This is a genomic window from Luteibacter sahnii (assembly GCF_034063545.1).
GTDB lineage: Bacteria > Pseudomonadota > Gammaproteobacteria > Xanthomonadales > Rhodanobacteraceae > Luteibacter > Luteibacter sahnii.
Genome location: NZ_JAQLOK010000009.1, coordinates 76,479 through 101,104, shown reverse-complemented (window position 1 = coordinate 101,104; position 24,626 = coordinate 76,479). Strand labels below are relative to the sequence as shown.

General features: G+C 63.8%; 16 protein-coding genes. 2 read left to right on the top strand and 14 right to left on the bottom strand.

The window, feature by feature from the left end:
- The 11 genes from PI246_RS17075 to PI246_RS17025 all read right to left on the bottom strand — a co-directional run.
- On the bottom strand, nucleotides 1-5,298 hold a 5,298-nt coding region (locus PI246_RS17075), incomplete at its 3' end, for a non-ribosomal peptide synthetase (protein WP_320552525.1).
- 37 nt (nucleotides 5,299-5,335) lie between these two features.
- Entirely contained in the window at nucleotides 5,336-6,925 is a 1,590-nt protein-coding gene (locus PI246_RS17070) for an MBL fold metallo-hydrolase (RefSeq protein WP_320552524.1), read from the bottom strand.
- A 95-nt stretch (nucleotides 6,926-7,020) separates the two neighbouring features.
- A complete protein-coding gene (locus PI246_RS17065; protein WP_320552523.1) occupies nucleotides 7,021-8,271 on the bottom strand; it encodes an aminotransferase-like domain-containing protein in 1,251 nt (416 codons plus the stop codon).
- A gap of 62 nt (nucleotides 8,272-8,333) precedes the next feature.
- Nucleotides 8,334-8,831, bottom strand: a complete 498-nt coding sequence (locus PI246_RS17060) for a VOC family protein (RefSeq protein ID WP_320552522.1) — start codon at nucleotides 8,829-8,831, stop codon at nucleotides 8,334-8,336.
- Nucleotides 8,824-9,990, bottom strand: coding sequence for a glycosyltransferase family 4 protein (locus tag PI246_RS17055; protein WP_320552528.1), 1,167 nt, complete (start codon nucleotides 9,988-9,990; stop codon nucleotides 8,824-8,826). The genes PI246_RS17060 and PI246_RS17055 overlap by 8 nt, the downstream gene beginning before the upstream one ends.
- A 32-nt stretch (nucleotides 9,991-10,022) precedes the next feature.
- Nucleotides 10,023-11,690: an alpha-amylase family glycosyl hydrolase gene (locus tag PI246_RS17050; RefSeq protein ID WP_320552521.1), complete on the bottom strand. Its 1,668-nt coding sequence runs from the start codon at nucleotides 11,688-11,690 to the stop codon at nucleotides 10,023-10,025.
- 355 nt (nucleotides 11,691-12,045) lie between these two features.
- Nucleotides 12,046-13,221: a glycosyltransferase family protein gene (locus PI246_RS17045; RefSeq protein ID WP_320552520.1), complete on the bottom strand. Its 1,176-nt coding sequence runs from the start codon at nucleotides 13,219-13,221 to the stop codon at nucleotides 12,046-12,048.
- An 86-nt stretch (nucleotides 13,222-13,307) separates the two neighbouring features.
- Nucleotides 13,308-14,543 carry a glycosyltransferase gene (locus tag PI246_RS17040; protein ID WP_320552519.1) on the bottom strand — a complete coding sequence of 412 codons (1,236 nt, stop codon included), beginning with the start codon at nucleotides 14,541-14,543 and terminating at the stop codon, nucleotides 13,308-13,310.
- 154 nt (nucleotides 14,544-14,697) lie between these two features.
- Nucleotides 14,698-15,369 carry a class I SAM-dependent methyltransferase gene (locus PI246_RS17035; protein WP_320552518.1) on the bottom strand — a complete coding sequence of 224 codons (672 nt, stop codon included), beginning with the start codon at nucleotides 15,367-15,369 and terminating at the stop codon, nucleotides 14,698-14,700.
- 75 nt (nucleotides 15,370-15,444) lie between these two features.
- Nucleotides 15,445-16,500 (bottom strand): glycosyltransferase, encoded by a 1,056-nt coding sequence (locus PI246_RS17030; RefSeq protein ID WP_320552517.1) that lies wholly within the window; start codon nucleotides 16,498-16,500, stop codon nucleotides 15,445-15,447.
- A 148-nt stretch (nucleotides 16,501-16,648) separates the two neighbouring features.
- A complete protein-coding gene (locus tag PI246_RS17025) occupies nucleotides 16,649-17,266 on the bottom strand; it encodes an SDR family NAD(P)-dependent oxidoreductase (RefSeq protein WP_320552516.1) in 618 nt (205 codons plus the stop codon).
- A 245-nt stretch (nucleotides 17,267-17,511) separates the two neighbouring features.
- Here PI246_RS17025 and PI246_RS17020 point away from each other — a divergent pair, with 245 nt between their 5' ends.
- A complete protein-coding gene (locus tag PI246_RS17020) occupies nucleotides 17,512-17,898 on the top strand; it encodes a hypothetical protein (protein ID WP_320552515.1) in 387 nt (128 codons plus the stop codon).
- Nucleotides 17,899-18,076: 178 nt separating this feature from the next.
- Here PI246_RS17020 and PI246_RS17015 read toward each other — a convergent pair whose 3' ends face one another.
- From PI246_RS17015 to PI246_RS17005, 3 genes are all read right to left on the bottom strand, one after another.
- Nucleotides 18,077-19,141: a PA0069 family radical SAM protein gene (locus PI246_RS17015; RefSeq protein WP_320552514.1), complete on the bottom strand. Its 1,065-nt coding sequence runs from the start codon at nucleotides 19,139-19,141 to the stop codon at nucleotides 18,077-18,079.
- Nucleotides 19,142-19,344: 203 nt separating this feature from the next.
- A complete protein-coding gene (locus tag PI246_RS17010; RefSeq protein ID WP_320552513.1) occupies nucleotides 19,345-21,009 on the bottom strand; it encodes an MFS transporter in 1,665 nt (554 codons plus the stop codon).
- A gap of 12 nt (nucleotides 21,010-21,021) precedes the next feature.
- Nucleotides 21,022-22,494, bottom strand: a complete 1,473-nt coding sequence (locus PI246_RS17005; RefSeq protein ID WP_320552512.1) for a hypothetical protein — start codon at nucleotides 22,492-22,494, stop codon at nucleotides 21,022-21,024.
- 183 nt (nucleotides 22,495-22,677) lie between these two features.
- On the opposite strand from PI246_RS17005, the gene acs reads away from it, so the two are divergent.
- Entirely contained in the window at nucleotides 22,678-24,621 is a 1,944-nt protein-coding gene (gene acs / locus PI246_RS17000) for an acetate--CoA ligase (RefSeq protein ID WP_320552511.1), read from the top strand.
- The last annotated feature ends 5 nt before the right edge of the window (nucleotides 24,622-24,626 follow it).

Genomic DNA, 24,626 nt, shown 5'->3' with positions numbered 1-24,626 from the left:
CGCCGCGATGTGGTACGCCTGGCTCGACGCCCGGTCCAGGCGGTCCAGGAACCACAGCCGCTGCTGCGACCACGACAACGGCGGATCCTCGCCCCGATCCACCGCCGACAGCGGTGGCAACTCCGACACTGCCGCCTCGCGCACCGCCCGTGCCAAAGCCTCCAGCCGCGGGTGGGCGAACAGCTCGCGCAGGTCCAACTCCACGCCGCACGCCTGGCGAATCCGCGACACCAGCCGCACCGCCAGCAGCGAATGGCCGCCCAGCTCGAAGAAATGGTCCTGACGACCCACCCGCTCCATGTTCAGCAGCTCCCGCCACAGTTCAGCAAGCAACTGCTCTATGTCCCCCTGCGGCGCCTCGTATGCGTGCTGCGTCAGCGACTGAAGGCCCGGTGCCGGCAGTGCGTTGCGATCCAGTTTCCCGCTCGGTGTCAGAGGCAAGGCATCCAGCGACATGTATGCCGAGGGCAGCATGTAGTCCGGTAAAGCCTTCGCCAGCACCGCACGCAACTCGTCCGGCTGGAACGGCGGCGTGCCGTCGCCGACCACATACGCCACCAGGCGCTCCTGCCGCACCAGTACCACCGCCTGACGGATGCCCGGTTGCGCTACCAGATGGGCTTCGATCTCACCCGGCTCGATGCGGAAGCCCCGCAACTTCACCTGGAAGTCGTTGCGCCCCAGGTATTCCAGCGTTCCGTCCCGGCGCCAGCGGCCCAGGTCGCCCGTGCGGTACATCGACGCGTGCGCTGAGCCAGCGTACGGGTCGGGGATGAAACGTTCCGCCGTGAGCTCCGGCCGGTTCAGATACCCCCTTGCCACGCCCGCACCGCCGACGTGGATCTCACCCGTCACGCCTTCCGGCACCGGCTGTCCCGCCGCGTCCAGCACGTAGATCCGCGTGTTCGCGATCGGACGGCCGATGATGGACCGCTGCCCATCCACCGCATCGGGAGCTTCCTCATGCTCGTGGAATACCGAGTCTCCGTTTGCCTCGGAGGACCCATAGAAATTGAATAACCGGGTGTGCGGACACCGTTCGCGCATCTGCCGTACCAGAGCCCCGGGAAGCCGCTCGCCGCTGCAGACCACGGCGCGTACGCTCGCCAGCTCCGCTGCATGCCGTTCAAGCAGCACTTGCAACAGCGAAGGCACCAGCACGAGGTGGGAAATGCGTTCGGCGACGAGCTGCTGCGCGAAGCGGCCCGGATCCCGCGCCGTCCGTGCATCGAAGACGCATAGCTCGCCACCGGACAGCAGGGGCTGGAGCATCTCGGTCACTGAATCGACGAAGCCGATATGGGTCTTGAACGCACACGACGGGTTCGGCGCGAGAACGCGCTCCCTCGCCCAGAGCAACCTGTTCGCCAGGCCGGCGTGGGTATTGACCACGCCCTTGGGCTGGCCTGTCGAGCCGGAGGTGTAGATCACGTACGCGGGATGATCCGGCGATAGACCGAGCGCGTCGGCATCCGGGGCTTCTTCGGACTCGTCATCGTCGCAGAGATACAACGGTGTCGTGGTCGACTGCGCGAGTTCGCGCAACGTCGGCGTGACGGGTGCGTCGTCGGTACAGAGCACCAGGCGTGGGAACGCGTCTGCGAGGATATACGCCATGCGTTCCCGCGGAAGATCCGCCGGCAAGGGCACATACGTGGCACCCGCCTTGAACACGCCAAGGAGACAAGCGACGAGCCGGGCGCTCCGTGTTCCGCAAACGACGACCCGATCGCCCGGTCGTACGCCGACGTCGCGCAACCGCCACGCGACCCGATTCGCGCGTCGGTCGAGTTGGCCATACGAAACCTGAGCTTGGGCATCCTTGATCGCGCGACGCATCGGATGCCGGACGACTTGTTGCCCGAACAGCACCGATACATGCTGTCTCGGGTTCCAGGTGCTTTCCGACGACGTGTGCCGGTCCTGCCAGGTCTGCCACGCCGCCTCGTCCATCAACGGGACGCGTACGGCCTCGCCATCAGGATTGGCCAGGAAGGCCCCGAGCATGTGCAGGAACTGCCCGGCCATCGCTTCGACCGTCGTCCTGTCCAGCAACGCCGACGAATATTCCAGATGCCCGGCCATCGTCCCATCGCGTTCGCTCAGGGTAAGCACGAGGTCGTAGGCGACGCCCGGAAGAGCGGTTTCGACAGGCTCGCATCGCAACCCTTCCAGGTACGGCGCCTTCGGCAGGGGCGCGTTGTCGAGTACCAGCATGACCTGGAACACCGGGCTATGGCTGCCGGAGCGTCGCGGATTCAAGGCATGGACGACGTCGCTGAACGCGACGTCCTGATGCGCGAGACCTTCCAGGACGACGCGTTTTGCCTGCATCACGCAATCCCTGACGCTGGACTGCGCGTCGATGTGCATCCTCAAGGCCTGGATGTTCGTCAACAAGGCGCTCCAGTCGGAGGCGCCTGGGCGATGGCGGTTGGCGAAAGGTACGCCGATGACGACATCCGCCTGCCCGCTGATGCGTGAAAGCTGCGTCGCCCAAGCGGCAAGCAGCGTCATGAAGACCGTGGTTCCGTGCGTGCGCGAAAACACGTGCAGCTTATCGATCAGGGCGGACGACAGCGCGAGCGGAACACGCGACCCGCGATAGGACTGGCGTCGCGGCCGAGGGCGATCGAGCGGAAGATCGATCACGTCCGGCGCACCGCGCAGGTGCTCTCTCCAGTACGAAAGGTGCCGCTCCTCCTGTGCACCTTCCTGACGCAGGATCCCGTCGCGCAGGATTTGCGCGTAGGGCATCACCGGTGGCAAGGGTCCAACCTGGCCCTGGCGATGCACGTCATAGAGAGCGGCCAGCTCCGCGAACAGCACGCCGGCCGCCCATGCATCGGACACCAAGTGGTGTTGCTCGATAAGCAAACCATGGCGCCCTTCGGGAAGCCGCGCCAGGCATGCGCGAAATGGACGTCCACTCGCCAGGTCGAATGGCATGGCCACCCGCGTGGACAAAAACCGCGACCAGGCGTCGTGTTCGGAGGCACGCAGATCGATCACTTCCAGTGCGTGCGCGGGTGCGTCGACGACGCGCTGCACCACGATGCCGTCCTCCTCCACGAAGGCGACACGCAATGCCTCGCGCCGCCGGACCAGTTCATCGAAGGCGGCCGCGAGGGCGTCGATCTCCAGCACGCCGTCCATCCGGCAGGCGGTGGCCAGGTGAAACGCCTGCGCCGCGTCCTGCCCCATGCGACCGACCCACCATATCTGTCGCTGCATGTGGGTGAGCGGAAATGCCTCATCCGCGGACTCGGCATCCGTCGCGTCGACCTCCGTGGCGGGAACTTCGACTCGCCGCGCCTCGACCGCCGCGGCGATACCTTCCACGGTCGGTGCCGAGAACAACGCCTCGGGCGTGACGGCAATGCCGAACTCGGTTTCGACCCGCGCCAACGTCTCCATGGCCGCCAGCGAGGTCAGTCCCGAAGCGAAGAGGTCCGCGTCGGCCCAAGGCACCTCGCGCTCGAGGATCCTGCCGACGAGCGCGGCTACCCGCCGTTCGACCCGCGTCGCGGGCAAGCGGCTACCGTCTTGGGTGCCGGCGGTGCGCTCCCATCGCCACATCGGCTCCAGCTCGCCCGCCAGGTACAGTTCGCAGCAGCGCAGACGTTCGATCTTGCCGCTGGACGTGCGCGGAATGCGCCCCGGCTTCACCAGCAGGATGGCGGCAAGTTCCTGCAGCTCGTGCTCCTCCAGCAAGGCAGCCTGGATGCGCGCTGCGATATCCGCCGTGCGGGGCGTTTTTCGACTCTCCACCTCCAATACGAGAATGAGCCGGGCTGCCCCGTCGGGCGGCTCGTGCGCGAACGCAGCCGAACCGTTGGAACGCAGCGCGGGATCAACGGCTTCGACCGTCGCCTCGATATCCTGGGGATAGAAGTTGCGACCGCCGAAGATCATGATTTCCTTGCGGCGGCCGGTCAGGAACAACTCCCCATCCCTCAGGAAGCCAAGATCTCCGGTCCGCAGGAAGCCCGCTTCGCCGTCCGCCGTGTTCACGCGGAACGTCTGCGCCGTGGCTTCGGGCTTCTTCCAGTACCCCTCCGCCATCGAAGGACCGCGAAGCCATACCTCGCCCACCTCACCCGAGGCCAGCGGCCGTCGCGTCTCGGGATCGACGATGCGCACGTCGTGCATGGCGTCGTGCGCACGACCGTTGGACACCAGCCGGATGCAGTCGGCCTCGTCAATCGCCGGTTCGATGCGGTGTGCCGCCAACGCCGTGCGCTTGACGGAAAGCGTGTGGTGGGACGAGCCGACATGCATGCTGAATGCCAAGGTGGCCTCGGCCAGGCCATAGCCTGGTGTCATCGCTTCCGCGCGAAAACCACAATCGGCGAACGCGGCGGCGAACGCGTCCAGCGTTTCCGCGCGTACCCGCTCGGCGCCGTTGATGGTGTATCGCAGTCCGGAAAGATCGAGAGTGGCCTTCTCCTCTGCGGAGATCCCTTCCACACAGTGCTGGAACGCGAAGTTGGGCGCACCCGTAAGGGCAGCACGATAGTCGCTCGCCGCCTTGAGCCAGCGTAACGGCCGGCGCATGAATACCGATGGCGGCATGTGGACCGCGTGCAATCCCCGATACAGTGGATAGCAGATCCCGCACATGAGGCCGAAGTCGTGATACGGAGGCAACCAGGACACGAGCACGTCACCGACTTCGAGTCCGAGCGTCGACTGGAAAAGCGACATGTTGGCGAACAGGTTGCGATGGCTGACCATCACGCCCTTGGGCGATCCCGTGGAACCGGAGGTGTATTGCAGGAACAGGATGTCTTCGCCTCGCGCACCGGGATCGACCCAGCCACGCTCCGGCATGTCCGGATCATCGCTGGCGATCAGCGCCACGCCGTCGAGCGGGCCGCCGGCGTCGGCATTCAGCCGCGCGAGCCGATCGACCCCCGCCCGCGACGCCAGGATGGCGCTGGGCCCGGAGTCCCGCACGAGATGCTTCAGCCGCGGAAGCATGCGCGTGTTCGTCGGCGGCACGGCGGGGACGGCGATGACGCCCGCGCATGCGCACGCGAAGAACGAGATGATGTAGTCGAGGCTCACCGAATGCGCCAGAACCACGCGATCACCGGGCCGCGTATGAGCCTGGAGGTGCGTCGCCAACAACTCGGCGCGCGCCCGTAATTGGCCGAACGTTATCTGATCCGTTACCTCCCGGCCATCCTCCAGAAACGTATAGGCCGGGCGGTCGCGCGATCCCGACGCCTCCGACGCCCTGTATCGCAGCAGATCGACGATCGATGAGATATGAGCCGGAATGCCGTGTTCCATGGTCTGAGCCTGTATTCGACGAGGGCGTTGGGGGAACTCAGAACTCAACCTGCCGGCTCAAGTACAGACGTTCGCACTCGATGCCGGCTCCCTGGCAGTCCTGGATGAACCGATCCGACTCGAGCAACTGGATGCTGTCCGGCTCGTATTGCAGGCCCATGATGAATTTCATCCAGGGCTCCTGTCCCATCGCGTAGACGAAGACCCGCCGGGTATTCACCTCCTGCAATATGTTTCGCGCGCGCTCCGCGTTGGCCCCGGAGAGTCGCCGCGATTCGTTGTTCCGCCGGGACACGGCTTTCATCAACAGCGGTTCGTAGAGCCAGTTGAGCGGTGCGCCGTGGCATTCCATGCCGATGAACATGGCGTCCAGCGGCCCGAGGCGCGCACTGAGTCGCCGGTAGAGCGCGAGGTCGCGACCATCGGAATCGATCAGGAAGAGAAACTTTCGCCCCCTGAGTTGCAGTGCGAGGGCGTGCTTGCTGTGGATATTGAGATCGGCGTGCTCACCCGTGAACGGCAGGCTCTCCAGATAGCCGTGCGCCAATTGGATGCGATCGAAGGGCCGCAAGGTGACGATCTCGCGAAACCCCATGTCGCGCAACACCAGGGCCATCGACGGGTCGGCGATGCTGCCATTGTTGTTTCCCGGAACCACGATGCTGCCTATCCTGGGTCGCAGTTGCAGCAGCATCTCCATGCAGAAGTGGTCTTGATGGCAATGGGTGATCACGACGCGGTCGATGCGATCGGGCAAGTCGTTGATGGTGAACCTTCCGTCCTTCGCGTCTTGCATGCTCATGAAGGGATCGATCAGGATCGTCTCGTCCGCCGATTCGAACAATACGCAGGCATGGCCGAAATAGCGCATCCGGACGCCGTCAGCCTCGCAGGCCGGCAACGCCGCTCTCGGTGGCTCTTCGTCGGTGAACAGGCTTTCGAAGTACGGCCGCTGCTCTTCCGCGACGCCCAGCTCGGCGCACAATGCCATCACCGACACCGGCTCGTTGCGTGAGCGGCTCAGCGCATCCAGACGGGAATCGCCGAAATGCAGCGGCAGCGTCATGCCGGGCCGGTTATCCAGGCGCGGCGTACTCATGAAGAAGTCGCGCTCGCTTTCCGGCGTGGTGTGAATCCAGATTTCCTGCAGCGAACGCGTCATGTCTTCGTCGTAGAGCAGTTCCTCGAAGAGGCGGAAGTCAGCGCGGTGGTTGAGATCGTAGACGAGTTCGACGAGTCCGCGCAGGGACTCCGGGAGCCTCGCGTAAAACGCATCCAACGAATAGCCGGACGCCTCTTCGTCGAGCATCGCCACCAGCTGGCGAAGGTCGGCGGCCAGCGCGATGAGCGGCGCGGCGTCCACTTCCAGCTTCGCGATCAGCGCCTTCGCCGCATCGACGTCCTCGTCGCGCAGTCCGACGAACGGTCCGCCATACATCTTCGGATCCTGGTTCGCGGTGACGTGCGCCGCGGGGCTGCCCACAAAGGACTTGAGCAACGGCAGCAGGCGGTACGCCACATGCAACGCGAGCTGCACGGGCGACACCAGGTGTGGCCACGCGTGCCATCGACCCACGAGCGGCTCGATCTTCACTTCGGGACGCAGGTACATCAATTTCTCGGACATCGACTTTCTTCCTTTTCCACTTGTCCAGACCCGCCGTCGGGGGCATCCGTCGACAGGCCAAGCGAAATGCAGTAGTCATTCCGGGCGGATCGGCACTATCCGGATGCGCCTTTCCGATCGAGGTGGTCATGTACGAAATGCGAGAACCGGCTTATGCCGTCGCGGATCTTCTCCGGCGAGGTATTGCTGAAGGCGAGCCGCACCCGACGGCCGTCGTTCGAATCGAGCGCAAAATAGCGCAGCGGCATGACCAGCACGCCATAGGCCTCTGCACAACGCTTCACGTGCTCGTCGCCGAAGTCGAACGGCAGTTCGACCACGAGAAAAAAACCGCCCTCCGGCCGGTTCCAGTGCACCTGGGAACGGAGGTCGGCGAAGTGCCGATCCAGTGCGTCGAGCATTTCGTCGCGATTGCGCCGATAGTGCGCCAACGGCTTGCTCACGATGTCGCGCAGCGAATACCGCTGCGACATGAGCACTCCCCCCACCACGGCCTGGGCGAGCTGGCTGGTGTTGACCGATACGAAGCTCTTGGCTTGCACCATCGCTTCCATGAGATCGCAACGACCCACGGCACGCGGCGGCACCACGGCATAACCCACCCTCAACGCGGGGCATAACGTCTTGGAAAACGTACCGACGTAGATCACGCGCCGATCGTCGTCCAGGGATCGCATGGTAGGGACCGGCGTTCCCTCGTATCGAAACATGCCGTACGGGTTGTCCTCGAGCACGAGGATGTCGTGCAAGGCGCACAAGGCGAGGATCGCCCGTCGCACATGCAAATCGATCACCTCGCCGGTGGGGTTGTCGAAATCCGGTATCAGGTACAGGGCGCGCGGCCGCTTTCCTTGCGTATGCGCGCTCTCGATCGCCTTCTCCAGGGCGGCGACGAGGCCCGATCCTTCCGCCTCACGGAAGGACACGATGCCGGCGCGGCCGAGGTAGGCCGCGCCGGTGATGCCAATATAGGTGGGACTGCGCGCCAGAAGCACGTCGTCCTCATCACGGCACAGGGTCCGCACGCAGATATCCAGCGCTTCCTGACACCCCACGGTCACCAGGATGCGGTCGCTGGCGACGTCAATTCCCTCGTCGACGCGCAGCTGCCTTGAGATCAGGTCGCGGATGATGCCCGCGGTCGCGCCGTATTGAGCCAGGCTGCGCTCCACGAGTTCGCGGCTCGTTCCCCGTTGCTCGGCCAGGTGCTCTTCATAGCTGTGCATGGATTCGATCCAGGCCCGCATGTCGAAGAAACCTTCGGCGGGCCGTCCCGAGGCGAAGGAGATGGCGGCAGGGAATCGTTCGGCCATCTCGTTCAGGAAGTTCATGACTTCCAGGCGCACGGCCACCACCTCGCCGCGCTCCGCGCCGGCCGGCGGCGCCTGCATGACGGCCCCGGGCGTCATCAGTAGGCTCCCGAATTCTCGAGCTGAGCGAACAATGCGCGCACGTTGTCTTCCGAAAAATTGGCTTCTCCGTCGCGCTGGATGAACTCGAAGCTCATGCCGGAATTCATGTCCCGGCTGGAAAACAATTGAATCAATCCCGGCCCGCGGATGATGCTCGTATCGAAGCTCATGCCACGCTTTCTGAGCTGCGCCGAGGTCGCTTCCACATCATCCACCGCCAGGGCGATGTGCGCGACGCCGGGGCCGAACTTCTCGATAAGCATGGAAACCTGCGACTCCGGTTCCGTGCCTTGGCAAAGCACGAACTTGATGCCGTTGTGTTCCAGCTCGGCGGAGACCATGCCGGTACGCTTGCCGGTAATGACGCGTCGCTGCATCAACTGGAAACCCAGCAGGTCCACGAAGAAACGGATGCCGTCCTCGAGATCCCTGACGGCGATGGCTACGTGGTCGATTCGCCCGTAGGGCGTGCCGTCTCGCGCTTCGTCATGCATCGATCAGCTCCTTGCTTCGCATCTCATGCGTTTTCGGATTCAGGAAGGTTCGATATAGGGACTTCAATCGATCGGCACAGCTGGCCCAGGTCATCGTGGCGATCTCCGCCTGCGATCCCGTGCGCAAGCGATCGGCATAGGCCTCATCCGCGCAGACCTCGACCATGGCCGTCGCCAGCGCGACGGTATCTTCGGGGTCGACCTTGACCACGTGCTTGAGCAGTTCGGCGACGCCCGCGTGCGCGGCGACGATGACCGGGACGCCCGCCTCGATCGCCTCGAGCGCGACCAGCCCGAACGGTTCCGCGCGAGAAGGCATCACTACGACCGAACTGCGTTCGAGCAGGTATCCCAGATCGTCCTTGCCCAGGAATCCCGGGAAATCGATCCTGCCGGCAAGGCCTTTCGCCTTCGCCAACGACTTGGCGGCCTTCAACAAATCGCCGTCGCCGGCCATCACGAAGCGCAGGTCGTGACGACGTTCCAGCGCCTTGGCCGCCGCCTCGATGAAGAGCAGCGGCCCCTTTTGGTAGGTCACCCTGCCGACGAAAGACACGGTCGACTGCCGCGGCGCTTGGCGAACGCGCGATTCCTGGGCGTCGATGCCGTTATGCACGACGTGGACCTTGGCCGCGGGTTGACCAAACCGGGAAATGATCTGCCGGCGCGTCGTCTCGCTGACCGCCACGATCATGTCCGCGGCGTCCATGGCCTCCTTCTCCATGGCCAGGATGGCCGGATCGGCGCCGGAGCCGGCGCGATCGTGCTCGGTCGAATGAATGTGCAGCAGCAGGGGCTTGCCGCTAAGCGCCCGGGCTGTCATCGCGGCCGGTGCCGTCAGCCAGTCGTGCGCATGGATGAGATCGAACTCTCCCGCGCTCTCGACGACGTGTGCGGCTAGCCGGTCGTAATGGCGTACCCATTCCATGGCGCTGCCCCGAGCATACGCTTCCGGACGCCGGGCTATCCGTATCGCGCGCAGGACCGCTTCGGGCGGCGGCGCGATCAGCCGGATGTCGCGCGTATCCTCGTTTCCGCTCACCCGAGGCAGGGCGAGGGCGACCTCGATGCCGCCGACCTGCGCCAGGCCGCGGGTCATGCCGCGACATGCCATGCCCAGGCCGCCGGTGATGTCGGGCGGGTATTCCCAACCAAACATTAGCAACCGTATGGAACGCGCCGGTGCGGCATTCATGCGGCAAGCCTCCCGGAAGAGCGCGCAAGGGATGGCGCCAGTTCGAACAGGCGCAACTCGTCGACGCGAAAGCTCAGGATGCCGTCGTCGATATCGAACCATTCGCCGGAATAGGCGTCGTGGAGCGTGGCATGGTCGGGAAGAAGTGCGCCGACCTCGATGCTGGCATCGCCCGGCCCCAGTGCGACCAGCACGGTATCCCCAGTCGCCCCATGCATGCGGGCGAACACGTAAGGTTCCTCACTCAGGCGGATGTGCTTGCCGCGCCCGATCGCCGGGTGGCCGGCACGGAATCGTCCGAGCTTGCGCCAGTGGTCGAGCAGCGCCGTATCGATGCTTTCCCAGTTCATGTCCGAGCGTGCCACCTGGCAAGCGTCGGTCAAGGTGGACACGTCGTCGCTCTCCTTCCGCCCGCTCTCGTCGCCATAGAAGATCTGCACGCCACCGGGTAAGAGCATCAGTGCGGTGGCGGCGTTCCTGAGGTGGGCCCGGTCGAACAATTCGGTGTCATGGGAAGACAGATACGACAACACGTTATGGCGTGACTCCGACAGCACGTCGGCATAGCGCGCATAGAGTTTGTCCAGGCGGCGCCATGCCATGCCGCGTGAAAATGCACTGTTCATGTCCACGTTCCTGAATACGGCTTTTGCCTCGCCCTGGAACCGGAAATTGATGAGGTTATCGAAGCCATGGTCGTAATGCCTGGCGTATTCGATGCCTCCGCCGAACACCTCGCCGGTCATCCAGAAGTCCGCGTCGTCGACATCCGGAGTGTGTTCCGCACGCCATTGCCGGAGGGCTTCGCCCGCGGCGGCTTTCAGTTCCGACCAGCAACGGCCATCGACGTGCTTGACCGAATCGCAGCGGAAACCGTCGATGCCGTAACGCCGCACCCATGCGCACAACCAGGAGATGAGATACCCGCGCACAGGAGTGTCGTCGAGGTGGATCGCTTCGGTGTCGGGCTTGTCCCGAAGAAATGCCGGCAGCGACACGGGCGCATCCGACTCGGTGAGAAATTTGGGAAGGCCGTACGATATCCGCGTCAGATCGTCATCCCCACCGTCGGGGTAGCCGTCGATCTCCGCGCGAACCCATTCGGGTCCCCACCATTTCGCCATGCGGACCGTGTCCATCGCCATGAAGCTTTTGTAGTCCTTCGGCGTGGCATTTTCCCAGCCCGGGAGGACGGCATCGGGCACGAACGCCAGCAGCGTCGCGAGATCCGGATAACCGGCATGGCTCATGACGACGTCGAGGATAACCTTGAGCCCGTGCGCATGGGCGCAGTCGACCATGTCCTTGAAGTCGTCGCGCGAACCGAACCTGGGCTCGACGACGGTGAAATCCAGCGGCCAATAGCCGTGGTATGCCTCATGGCGGAATTCGTCGTTCTCCGACGCGACCCAGCCGCGGATCTGTTCATAGGGAGCACTTATCCATAGCGCATTGACGCCCAGCGCGTTGAACCATCCTTCCTGGATCCGCCTTGTCACACCTGCGAACTTGCCGCCGTGGAACGTTCCCGGCTCGTTGACGGCGGCTCGCGACGGCGGCGTACCGCCACCGCGACAGAAACGATCGGTCAGCAGGAAGTAGACGATCGGATTTTCGGCGAATGCATCATCGACGAGCTTACTGCGAGTGTTCGGCACATCCATGAAAGCCGGTCTCCGTACTTAGCGATGGTCTGTGTAGCCCTTGGCCGTGCCGACGACGCGGATCAGCCTGAAACATCCGGACTGGCAAATAGCAGTGTTTCCTTCCCCGCATGGCGCATGTCGAGGGCGCGCGTCTTGCCGCTGCCTTGGTCGACGAGAGTGTGTCCCGGCGATGATCTCGCCACGGGAACGATTCAAGCGTTGCTCGCGAAGGATCGCTCGCTCGAATCGGCACACTCGCGTTATATGCCCTTGCACGGTTCCACCTGTCAAGCAACTCCTGGCCATCGACGGTGCCCTGTTTGCCGTACTGTGATCTGCAACGTGATCGTCAAAATGTCACGAAACCATGTGATCATCGATACGCGGACGGACGAGACGGCAACGTTTCCATACCCGGAAGGGTGCCGATCCAACTTTCCGCCGAATACTTCGATCTCCACTGAGGGACCTTTTCGGCTGAGGCATTCTGCAAGGGTCCCAGCGTATCCAGGGCTTCCACCAGGGCCGCATGCACCGCTTGCGCGTCGTCGCCGTGGTATACGATGCCCGCGGCTTCACCTTCCTGTATGCGCCGGCTCATCCAGGTTCCGGAAGGAACGATGCAGGGCACGCCGAAGCCGGACATCAAGGTAAACACGCCGGACACGGCATCGCCATAGAACTGGCGCTCATAGGGCAACACGGCCAGATCGAGCGTCCCGCAGATCTCCTGCATATCGTCCTCGTCGAGCCATCCGCCGAGCAGGGTCACCCTCGGGGATTCCGGTGCAAGCATCGATGGATCGCCCTGAGGTACGCGGTGGTCCTGTACGACGAACTCGATATCGTGCCGATCGGCCAGGGCGCGTCCGATGAGATCCCGGATGATGTCCTCACCCTTTTCCCGCCGCGCTCCTCCCAGGATGCCGATCCTCTTCCGTTCGCTTTGTCGTGACTTCCGGGACATCGCCCCGAGAAAGGTCAACGACGTCGTCAGATCGACCTTTTGGTCCAACGGGCCCGACAGCGCACGCGCCAACTCGACCGTGGTCGCCGTGTACCGGACCTCGACTGGCCTGGCTGCCTTGATGCTCCTGCCCGCACGGCGCATCAAGGCCGCGTCCAACGTTCCGGCGTTCAACGAGCGCGCGTTGCCCCAATGAAAGATGGCCGCCACCCGGACCGGCGTGCCAAGGTGGCATAGCCACTTGCCCAATCCCGCGAGTTCCCGGGCGCTCGCCGTGGGCATCAGGATCAGGTCGCCGGCCGATACCGTCTCCCCACTGGCCAGCAGGTCTTCCACGAAACGGCTCTCGAAGACGTGGAAATCGTCCAGCCCGCCGTCGTACTCGTCGTTGGACGACCTGTCGTGAAGCGAGGCGGATAACGCGGGAACGACGGGCACGGCACAGGAGAAGTCCGCGAAATGCCTCTTATGGCAAATGACTCTCGCCGGATGCCCTTTCCTGACGCAGCTCTCCGCAAAGCCGGTGGCGAAGTGCTCGGGGTGCCCCCTGTGATAAGACGCGGCCAGCGAGCTGTCGATCACGATGATAGTAATCTTCTTATCTCCATGAAGTATCGACCCATCGGGTACACCGCGATCTCGGCGTCGCGGGCGTCATGCACGTCACGCTATGTCACGCCAAGCGGCTCCCTCGACGGCTCGAGCCCGAGCCGTCGCCCGATATGCCGCTCGATCAAGGCGCCAGCCTCGGCGATGGCATCCACCCGCCGTATCGCCTGGACCACCGTGTTACGTGTATTGCTTTCCATCGCCTCGATCTGGCGATGCACCTCGACCAATCGCTCGCACGACAGATCCGTGGGAAGTATCGTCCTGCCGACACCGATCTCCTCGACCCGCCTTGCGTTATCGGGCTGATCCCATACGTAAGGAATAACGATCTGCGCCACGCCGGCACGCATGGCTTGCGCCGTGACGCCGATCCCTCCGTTGTGCACCACCAGTCGCGCGTACCGAAACAAGCTAGCATGATCCACGAACGCGGACGTCAACACGCCAGCCATGTTGCGAGCCGCGCCTTCATGCCCCAGTGCAACGACCGGCAGATCGGTACGCTCGGCGAATTGGCTCGCCAACTCGAAGAAGTTCGTCTCGGGCATGTTCGTACCCGCGGTGAAAACCACCAAGGGCCCGCGCTCGGCAACCAGTGCTTGTATCGCCGGAGGCAAGTCGGCGGGAGTTTCGCGCGAGAACGGGAAACCCACGCACGTGCCAGCCTCGTCGACGTCGCTTTCCGGGTAGCCGAACCAATCGGGGAAGAACGAAATGAGCGCGCAGTCCTGGTCGGGAATGCGCGCTTTCTTCAGCGCCGGAAGTCCGATGGCTAGACGAAAATCATTGGTCGCGCGCAATACGCGACGGCCGATCGGCTGCCCACCGGGCATGACCGCCCCAGGTTGCAGCATGACGGAAACCCGCGGCAGCTTGTAGAGTTCGCCCGCGAAGATCCCACCCCAGTTGCCGGAGCGGTTGACGATCGTGGTGCGTGGAAACTCGGCCGCCAACGCACTGATCGCCTCGACCGTGCGTCGATAGGCTGGAATGGCCTCGTTCACCATGAAGGTATCGGTATCGACCCCCGATGTGGGATCTTCCGCGCCGCAGATGGCGATGAAATCGAAGTCGTGCGACCTGACGAACGTCTCGTGATTGGAGTTCGCCAGGAACACGATACGGTGGCCGCGGTCCCTGAGGTGCCGACCCAGCAAGACGAAGGGAAGCACATCGCCGAAGGTCCCAAGCGTCGAAAAAACGATAATCGATGCGTGCTCTCGATCCAACGGCGGACACGCACGCTCTATCGGCAAACCGTATTCCTTTGGAGGAGCTAGCGTCGCACTCATGGCTTCCATCGCTGTAGATCACTCTTTTCTTGGCTTGGTGCCGTCTCGCTGCCGCTCGCCGTCGGACGCGGCGAATTCCAGCACGTGAAAGAGTCTCCCCCCCCGGGAGCATAGCCGTAGCGTAAGCTCCCCGCGCGGATACTTCAACATCGAATCACCACAGCCTGTACGCCATCGTCGTGATAAGGCCGATCCCGTCGGCTATCTCGCATAGCCGTTGCTCGGATCGTACGTTCAGTAAAAAAGGAGCCGCCGTCAGCACGACTCCGCTCCCATGGTCGGGCCGGATATCAACGCCATCGCGCTTGTCCATGTTGGGCTCGAAATACAGGTCGAACGGCACTTGTTCGGTGATGACCAGGTACTGGTACGCACGTAGTTTTTCGATGACCCTGCCGATGGATTCGTTGCTAAGGTGCTGCAAGACTTGACGCAGGAACGCCACGCGACCTTCGGGAAGTTTGTCTCGGACGATGTCCAGTTTCACGAATTCGAGCCCGGGTTCTGTGAATCTCGACCTGTTGTGTTCCAGCAACCCGCCGACGATGTCGCATGCCGTCATCCGCCGGAAAAGATCACGCAGTTGGCTACCCACGTTGAAATCTCCGCATCCAAGGTCAACGGCGTCGGCATCCCGCATGGTGGTGGAAAAGAAGGAGCGGACCGCGTCCACGTATGGACCGACGATGTTCGGCTTGTGCGATCCCACACCGGAATAGTAAGGACTGCTGGCATGGGAGCCCCACAGACCCCGGCGGTATATGTCGTCGAACGTCAGCTCGAGCGCGTCGGCTGGCGACGAGACCTGCTCTGGGTCAGGAGTCATGAACTTCTATTTCTGCCATGGTTGCCACGCGACATGCGAAAGCCAGGTCTGGCCCCATGGCCGGCCAAACGATGCTCATCGTGGTGGGCGGTTCTCCACCCAATCGAGAAAACATGCCATCTCCCTAGAATGCTCGAACGTAACGTGCCGTGTACCCATGCAGGTCGACGTCGCGTGGAACGACGCGAGAAAGCCGTCGAGATCATCGGGCTCGAAGAGACGCCGGGAGTCTAGTACCTGCTCCCGATGTGCGGGGATAGCCGAAGCTATTACCTTGCATCCCAGGTTGAGGGCCTCGGTGACAGGAAGCGAAAAACCCTCATCGAAGGAAGGCACGACAACGGCTTCCGCGCCGACGTAGGTAGCTGCAAGGTCGTGGTCGGACAGTCGCGGCGTAAAGGTGATGGCAGAGAGATCGTGCGACCGGCCGAGATGGCGGACGGTGGCGGCGGACACCCCGCCGCCGACGACGGTGGCGAATCCCAGGGCCCTCAGTGCCGGGGCGGCACGCAACGCCAGCGCCATGTTCTTCCTCGGATGGTCGGCCACAGCGAAAAAGACGTATGGTGAATCGATCTTCAGTACCGACCGAACGACGTCTTTTGCTGCAGCAACCTCGAGCCGGCATCCCTCGAACCTCGATCCGGGATGAATCACGAACGACGGCGTGTCCGCTTCCCGCCATGATCGATAATCCCCCAGCGTGCAAAGCGAATTCGTCACGATGCCGTCAAGCCCGCGGCTCTTGTCGAGCATCCCCTTGAATAGCTTCAGGTCATAGTCGCTACTCTCCGACGGGCGTCGAAGTGGTATGAGATCGTGTATCACGCCGACGGTCGTCAATCCACGTGCGCGCGCTAAGTCCAGAGGATCGCTGCCGTGCGTCATGAGGGACGGGTTGAAGTAGATCCCCGAACCCATATCGCCCCAAGGCATCATTTCGACATCCGGTCCCTCGGACAGACCCATGAAGTATCGGTCCTCTGGATGGACCACGAGCTTGACGCGAAACCCCTGCGATTCCCGAAGTCGCCCGAGGAGCCACCTGGCATACGTGCCTATGCCGCTGGACCGGTAACCCAGGTCCTGAAGGCACCTGGCATCGAAGTTGATGACTTTCCGGTCTTCCACGCACCCGTCTCCCTTGCAGGTGAACCCGCTTTTCGAATCGGATACTACTTGTTTTTTCGTTCGCGGTTCGCTGGGACGGTCGGAATCAGCCGCTGGTCACCAAGGCACGGTGCGGCCGTCCCGATCAAGGTACTCGAGGCCTGGGCGGCTACGTTTCTTCCGTATCACGTCGAGGAGGAGCGGGATGCTTTCCTCGATAGTATAGCGCAATCAGGAGCAGCGCCCGTCGCGAACCGGCGTGGCGCGCGGCGTAGCTACGCATGAACTGGTTCAACGCCGCCTTCGAGCCGCGATAGAGCTCGCGCCCTCCGCGCTCGTTGTTGGCGATGCTTCCCTGACCCGACGACATCACGCCGATGAGGCCGTCGTCGGCCACCAGTGTTTCAAGGCCTTCGATGACGCGCATCGGACTCAACGCATTGGTGACCATGACGTGGGTGAACTTGTCGGTCGTAATCTCGGCGATGGTATCGCCGGGACGTCCGTTGGTGGTGCCGGCGTTGACGAAAAGAATATCGAAGCGCTCCTTCGATCGGCGATTGCTTAGCGCTTCGACATCGTCGGCCAATGTCATGTCCACTCGCTCGATCACCAGTCCGCCATCGTTCGTGTCGACCAGGTCATGCAAGGGCGTGTGGCCGCCTCCGCGGACCGTGCCCGTCACGCTCCACCCCTTCGCCAGGAACGCGTTCGCGAGCGCACATCCTAATCCGCGGGATGCGCCGACGATGAGGATGGAAGGCGTTTCACTTCGCGACGGGACCATGGCCTCCTCGGGTTTCCAATGCAGTGGACGAGGTGAATTTCCTCAGGCTCGCCGTGCGTTCCGGCAGCACAGTGTATAGTCCTGTCTGGCTGCCCTATCCCGGCTGAGGCTTGCCCCCACGACTTGCTGAAAATGGTTCGCCGTCTGCGATGAAGCCATGGACCACCACTCGATTGCGCCCGCGAGACTTCGCCGCATGAAGGGCCTCATCCGCGCGTCACAGCAGGACGTCGAGCAACGGCCAGGTGCTCAACGTCAGCGACAGTGACCCCGATCACATCGAGCACGCCCGCGAGCGCCTTGGCACCACCCTGCTCACCTATGCGGCAAAGCGAACGCCTACCTACGGCGTGAACGACCTGGCACGGATTCTTGTCGCCATCCTCAACGGCCGCAGCGCGCTTCGTGCCCGGCTCGACGGCAAGCTGCTGTTGCAGGAGCGCTCCGGCTTCGATCACTTCATCGCGGAGTTCACGGCATGGCTACAGCGTCACGAAGGCGTGCAGGAACGCTCGCGTCGGCCAAGGCCAATATCGACAGGGCGCTGCTCCAGCCCGTTGCCGCCGCCATGGACAACATCGCGCTTCCGGATGCCAAAGACGATGACACCATGGAGGTCCGATCCGACCTGATCCGCGCAACGGCTTATCTCGGCCAGGCAGCCGCGAACAAGACGCGGCATGAGGTCAATCTTCGCCGTCCCGCCCTGAGCAAGGCACTGGGTCTGGCGGATAGGACTTGCCCCTCAGGAGCGATCCGATCCTCTGGCAATTATCGATACGAGGTGACGAATTGTCGTGATTGCTCTACTCAGAACAGCTCACCCTGCGGCGAATGAATCCGCGGCGCAACGAACTTCGACGTATCTAGCACCGTATCCCACGCCCGGTGCAATCCCGCCTTGCGACACGCCACCTGCACCCGCTTGCGGATGATGTCTGCGAAGATCCCCTGCCCTCGCATGCGCGTGGCGAAGCTCGAATCGTAGTCCTTGCCGCCGTTCATCTGCTGGATGAGGCTGATGACATGCGCCGCGCGGTCGGGAAAGTGTAGCTCCAGCCATTCGCGAAAGAGTTGCTTCAACTCGTGCGGCAAACGCACGCAGGTATAGCCGATGGAGTTCGCGCCGTTTGCCGCCGCCTGCTCGATGATGGCTTCCACGTCGCGCTCGTTGAGCGCGGGGATGAGCGGCGCCACCATGACGCCCACGGGTACGCCGGCGTCATGCATCGCCTTTACCGCCTGCATGCGGCGATGCGGTGCGGAGGCGCGCGGCTCCAGCTTCGACGCGAGTTTGTTATCGAGCGAGTTGATGGAGATGAACACCTGCACCAGATTGCGCTCGGCCATGGGTGCCAGGATGTCCAGGTCGCGCTCGATCAGCGCGTTCTTGGTCACGATAGTGCACGGGTGGTTGCACTCGTTGAGCAGCGCCAGTGCTGCGCGGGTGAGCCGCCAGGTTTTTTCGATCGGCTGGTAGGGGTCGGTGTTGCTGCCGATGTTGATCGGCTTGCAGGTGTAGTGCTTCTTCGCCAGTTCGGCACGCAGGGTGTCGGCCAGGTTGCTCTTGGCGAAGAGCTTGGTCTCGAAATCCAGGCCGGCCGAGAGATTGAGATAGCCGTGCGACGGGCGGGCATAGCAATAGATGCACCCGTGCTCGCAACCGCGATAGGGATTGATGGCCTGGTCGAAGCCGATGTCCGGCGAATCGTTGCGGCTGATGACGCTGCGTGCGAGTTCCTCGCGTACTTCGGTGGCGGGGCGGCGCTCGTCGGTCTCGCGGTACCAGCCGTCGTCCTCGGCCTGGTGGCGCGTGGATTCGAAGCGACCTTCAGGGTTTGAGGCGGCGCCCCGGCCTTTGTGGACACGGATCATGGGGATGGGCTCGGACATCGTACAAATGTACGACACTCCCGTCTCAGCCAGTGCGAAACCGGTCGCTATTCCCGTCGGAAGAGTTCGGGCTGATCGAAGACCTCGTAGTCCGCTGAGTGGACACTGTCCAGGCCGCATGGTCCGTCGGCGAGCTCGGCCAGCCCCTCGCCCCCGTTCGCAGACGGCCGGGGGCGGGGATCCGGTCAGGAATCCAGCGAACGGTCCTTGGTTTCGCGCACGAACAGCAGGCCGATCACGAACGTCATCAGCGCCACGATCACCGGATACCAGAGGCCGTAGTAGATGTCGCCCTTCCACGCCACCAGCATGAAGCCGATGGTGGGCACGAAGCCGCCGAACCAGCCGTTGCCGATGTGGTACGGCAGGCTCATGGAGGTGTAGCGGATGCGCGTGGGGAACATCTCCACCAGCCAGGCGGCGATCGGACCGTAGACCATGGTGACGTAGATCACCAGGATCGCGAGCAGCAGCACCAGCATCGGGTAATTCGCCGTGGCGGGGTCGGCCTTTTCCGGATAGCCGGCCGCCTTCACCTGGGCGACGACGCGCTCGGTGAAGGCCTTGCTCTTCGCGGTGAAGCTCGCTTTGTCGAGCCCGCCGCCTTCGAACGACTCGATCACCTGATCGCCGACCTTCACCGTCGCCAACGCGCCCGGCGCGGCCGTGGTGTTGGTGTAGGGGATGCCTTTCTTCGCCAGCACGCTCTTGGCCACGTCGCACGAGCTGGTGAAGGTCTTCTTGCCCACCGGGTCGAACTGGAAGCTGCACACGTTCGGGTCGGCCACTACCGTGACCGGCGCGGAGGCCGCGGCGGCTTCCACCGCCGGGTTGCCGAAGTGGGTGAGGCCCTTGAAGATGGGGAACATCGTCAGCGCGGCGATGAGACAGCCCGCCAGCACGATCGTCTTGCGCCCCACCCGGTCGGACAGCCAGCCGAAGAACACGAAGAACGGCGTGCCGATGAGCAGCGCGGCGGCGATCAGCAGGTTCGCCGTGGTCGCATCGATCTTCAGGCTCTGCGTGAGGAAATACAGCGAATAGAACTGGCCGGTGTACCAGACCACGGCCTGGCCCGCGGTGGCACCGAGCAGCGCGAGGATCACCACCTTCAGGTTCTTCCACTGGCCGAAGGCTTCGGTCAGCGGCGCCTTGGACTGCTTACCCTCGGCCTTCATCTGCTGGAACACCGGCGACTCGTGCAGCTGCATGCGGATGTAGACCGACACGCCCACGAGGATCGACGACACCAGGAACGGGATGCGCCAGCCCCAGGCCTCGAAGGTCTCGCCGCCCAGCCACAGGCGCGTGCCCAGGATCACCAGCAGCGACAGAAACAGGCCGAACGTCGCGGTGATCTGGATGAAGCTCGTATACAGGCCGCGCTTGCCCGGCGGCGCGTGCTCGGCCACGTAGGTGGCCGCGCCGCCGTACTCGCCGCCGAGGGCGAGGCCCTGCAACAGGCGCAAGGCGATCAGTAGCACGGGCGCGAGCGTGCCCATCGTCGAATAGCCCGGCAGCACGCCTACGAGGAAGGTGGACGTACCCATGATCAGGATGGTGACGAGGAAGGTGTACTTGCGCCCGATGAGGTCGCCGATGCGACCGAACACGATGGCACCGAACGGCCGCACGGCAAAGCCGGCGGCGAAGGCAAGCAGGGCGAAGATGAACTGGCTCGTCTCGTTCAACCCGGTGAAGAACTGCTTGCCGATGATCGCGGCGAGCGAGCCGTAGAGATAGAAGTCATACCACTCGAAGACGGTGCCCAGGCTCGACGCGAAGATCACGCGTCGATGGCTGGTGCCGATGTTGCCGTCGGCGCGGAGGCCGGATGCCGTGCTCGCCATGTCGGTCTCCCGTTAGAAACGATAGTTGCCGTTGAGGGTGAATTCGTTCGCCGAGGTCTTCTGCCGCGCCAGGCCGTTGGTGGTGGTCGAATCCAGGTTGGAATGGATCCATTCCACGCTGAAGTCGTAGGCGCCGGCGGTGTATTGCAGGCTCAGCGCGTTCTGGCGGTTCTTCAGCAGGCCCGCGGTGTTCGCCGCGCGCCAGCGCAGCACGTCGCTGGTGTTCGGCTTGGCGGTAGCGTAGGTGCCGTAGGCCGACCAGTTCGGGGTGAACTTGTAGCCCACCTGCAGGTAGCCGCCCTTGTCCTTGATGTCGCCGAACTGCGAGAGGTTGCCGAAGATCTGGCCGATGGCGTTGCCGGTGTAGACGGCGCTCTTGAGGATGAAGTTGCCCGGCGTCCACAGGCCGCCCAGTTCGACGGCCGAGCTGGTGATGTTGCTCTTGATCGGCGTGATCGTGGCGCCGTCGACGCCGTGCAGGTCGAGCTTGGAGTAATGGCCGGCGACGAAGGCCTGCCAGTTGCCGCCCTTGGCGGTGAGGCGCGCCTCCACCTGGGGCTTGAAGCCCGCGTTGCCGGCGGTGAGGTAGTTGGTGGTGTTGCCCGGACCGTTCCAGCTGCCCTCGAGTACGGCGAGGTCGAAGCGCCACTTCACGCCCTGCGCGCCGTGGTTGAGGTCCTGCATGAGGATGATGCCGGGGTAGCGCCAGCCGATCACGCCGGTGCCGTAGCCCAGCGGAAAGGCGATGTGCGAAAGCGACTGCGGGATGTACTCCAGCGGAAACATGAGATTCCACATCTGACCGATGCGGAACGTGGTGCCCGTATCGGCGTTGGCGATGTCCATGTAGGCCTGGCGCAGGCGCGGCGTCGGCTGCTGCTGGCTATACGCGCCGGTGCCGTTGAAGCCGCCGAAGAAGTCCATCTCGATACGACCGCCGCCGCTCCACTGGTCGTTGAGCTTCGCCCCGGTGAAGTCGAGCCAGAATCGGGTGTTGCGCACGTCCACGCCGCTGAGCGAGTCGTTCACCCGGCCACCGGTGCCGGGAATGGGATACTCGGCGTTGGCGCCGTTGCCGAAGGTGTAGCCCTTGCTCTGGCTGAAGGCGCTGGCGTTGATGAAACCGTGGAAGGCCACGGACACCCCCGGCGCCGTGGTGAAGCTGGGCTTCGCCGGCGCCGCGGCCACGGTCTTCTCGACCTTGGTCACCTTCTCGTCGGTCTGTTGGGCCTGGGTCTGCGCGGCCTGCGCGGTGGCGGTGGCCTGGGTGGTGGCATCACGCTGCGCCTGGATCATCGCCTTGAGTTCGGCCAGCTGCTGCTCGAGCTGGTTCACCCGCGCTTCGAGCTCCGCCTCGCGGGCCGCTGTTTTCTTAGGCGTGGACTGCGCATGGGCGAGCTCGGGCCATGCCGCCATGGGCAACATCAGCGCGCAGGCGATACTGAAGGCCACGGCCTTCCGGCCCCCGTTACGGATCGGTTTCATCATGGTCTCCCCAACCATTGGCACGCCGAGCATGGGTCACCCCCGAGCGCGCCTTCCATTCGCCAAAGGTCGAATCTCGACCAAAGTCGAAGGGGAGCCGCAGCCTTGTGCGACGTGGCGAAGGTACACTTCGGGATCTGTCCATCCGGCCTGGCCGCACCCACGTTTGACGCAGGAGCCCGCATGTCCGAGAAGTATCCGGTCGATCCCGCCTTTGCCGAAAAGGCACGCATCCGCAAGGACGACTACGAACGCCTGTACACCGAATCGGTCCGTGATCCGGAGGGCTTCTGGAAGCGGATGAGCGAACGCCTGGACTGGATCGTGCCGCCCACCCGCATCAAGGACGTCTCCTTCGATCCGGCCAACCTGCACATCCGCTGGTACGAGGACGGCCAGCTCAACGTGGCCGCCAATTGCCTGGACCGTCACCTGGACACGCGCGGCGACAAGACCGCCATCATCTTCGAGGGCGACGACCCCGGTGAAACCCGGCGCATCACCTATCGCGAGCTCCACGCGGAGGTGTGCCGCTTCGCCAACACGCTGAAGAACCTGGGCATCGCCAAGGGCGATCGCGTGGCGATCTACCTGCCGATGATTCCCGAGGCCGCCGTCGCGATGCTGGCCTGCGCGCGGATCGGCGCCATCCATTCGGTGGTCTTCGGCGGCTTTTCGCCCGAGTCGCTCGCCAGCCGCATCGCCGATTCGAAAGCCAAGCTGGTTATCACCGCCGACGAAGGCACCCGCGGCGGCAAGAAGATCCCGCTCAAGGCCAATGTCGACGAGTCGCTGACCAAGCCGAACACGAACAGCGTGGAGACGGTGATCGTCGTACGCCGCACCGGTGGTGCCATCCACATGCAGTCGCCGCGCGATCGCTGGTACCACACCGTGATGGAAGGCCAGTCGGCGCAATGCCCGGCCGAGCCGATGAACGCGGAAGACCCGCTGTTCACCCTCTATACGTCCGGGTCCACCGGCCAGCCCAAGGGCGTGCTGCATACCAGCGGCGGCTATCTGGTCTACACCAGCCTCACCCACGAACTGGCTTTCGACCTGCGCGAGGACGACGTCTACTGGTGCACGGCCGACGTGGGCTGGATCACGGGACACAGCTACGTGGTGTACGGCCCCCTCGCCAACGGCGCCACCGTGGTGATGTTCGACGGCGTGCCGCACTATCCCGACTACAGCCGCTTCTGGCAGGTGGTCGACAAGCATCAGGTGACCCTGTTCTACACCGCGCCCACGGCCATCCGTGCGCTCATGCGCGAGGGCGACGGTCCGGTGAAGGCCACCTCGCGCAAGAGCCTGCGCGTGCTCGGCACCGTGGGCGAGCCGATCAACCCCGAAGCCTGGAAGTGGTATCACGAGGTGGTGGGCGACTCGCGCGTGCCCATCGTGGACACCTGGTGGCAGACCGAGACCGGCGGCTTCATGATCACGCCGCTGCCCGGCGCGGTCGACCTCAAGCCCGGTTCGGCCACGTTGCCGTTCTTCGGCGTGGTGCCCGCCGTGGTCGATGCGGACGGCAAGCCCCTCGAGGGCGAGGCCAGCGGCAATCTGGTCATCACCGATTCGTGGCCGGGCCAGATGCGCACGGTCTATGGCGATCACCAGCGCTTCATCGATACCTACTTCAAGACCTACCCGGGCAACTATTTCACCGGCGACGGCGTGCGCCGCGATGCGGATGGCTACTACTGGATCACCGGGCGCGTCGACGACGTGATCAACGTATCGGGCCATCGCATCGGCACGGCCGAGGTGGAGAGCGCGCTGGTGGCGCATCCGAAGGTCGCCGAGGCGGCGGTAGTCGGTTGCCCGCACGAGATCAAGGGCCAGGGTATCTATGCCTTCGTGACGCTCAACGCGGGCGAGAGTGGCAGCGACGAACTGCGCAAGGAACTCATCGCCAGCGTGCGCAAGGATATCGGTGCGCTCGCCGCGCCCGATCACCTGCAATGGGCACCCGGCCTGCCCAAGACGCGCTCGGGCAAGATCATGCGCCGCATCCTGCGCAAGATCGCCGAGAACCAGCCCGATCAGCTCGGCGATATCTCGACGCTGGCCGATCCCGGCGTAGTGAGGAGCCTTGTCGAGGAGCGCCTGGTCAAGGCGTGACGATC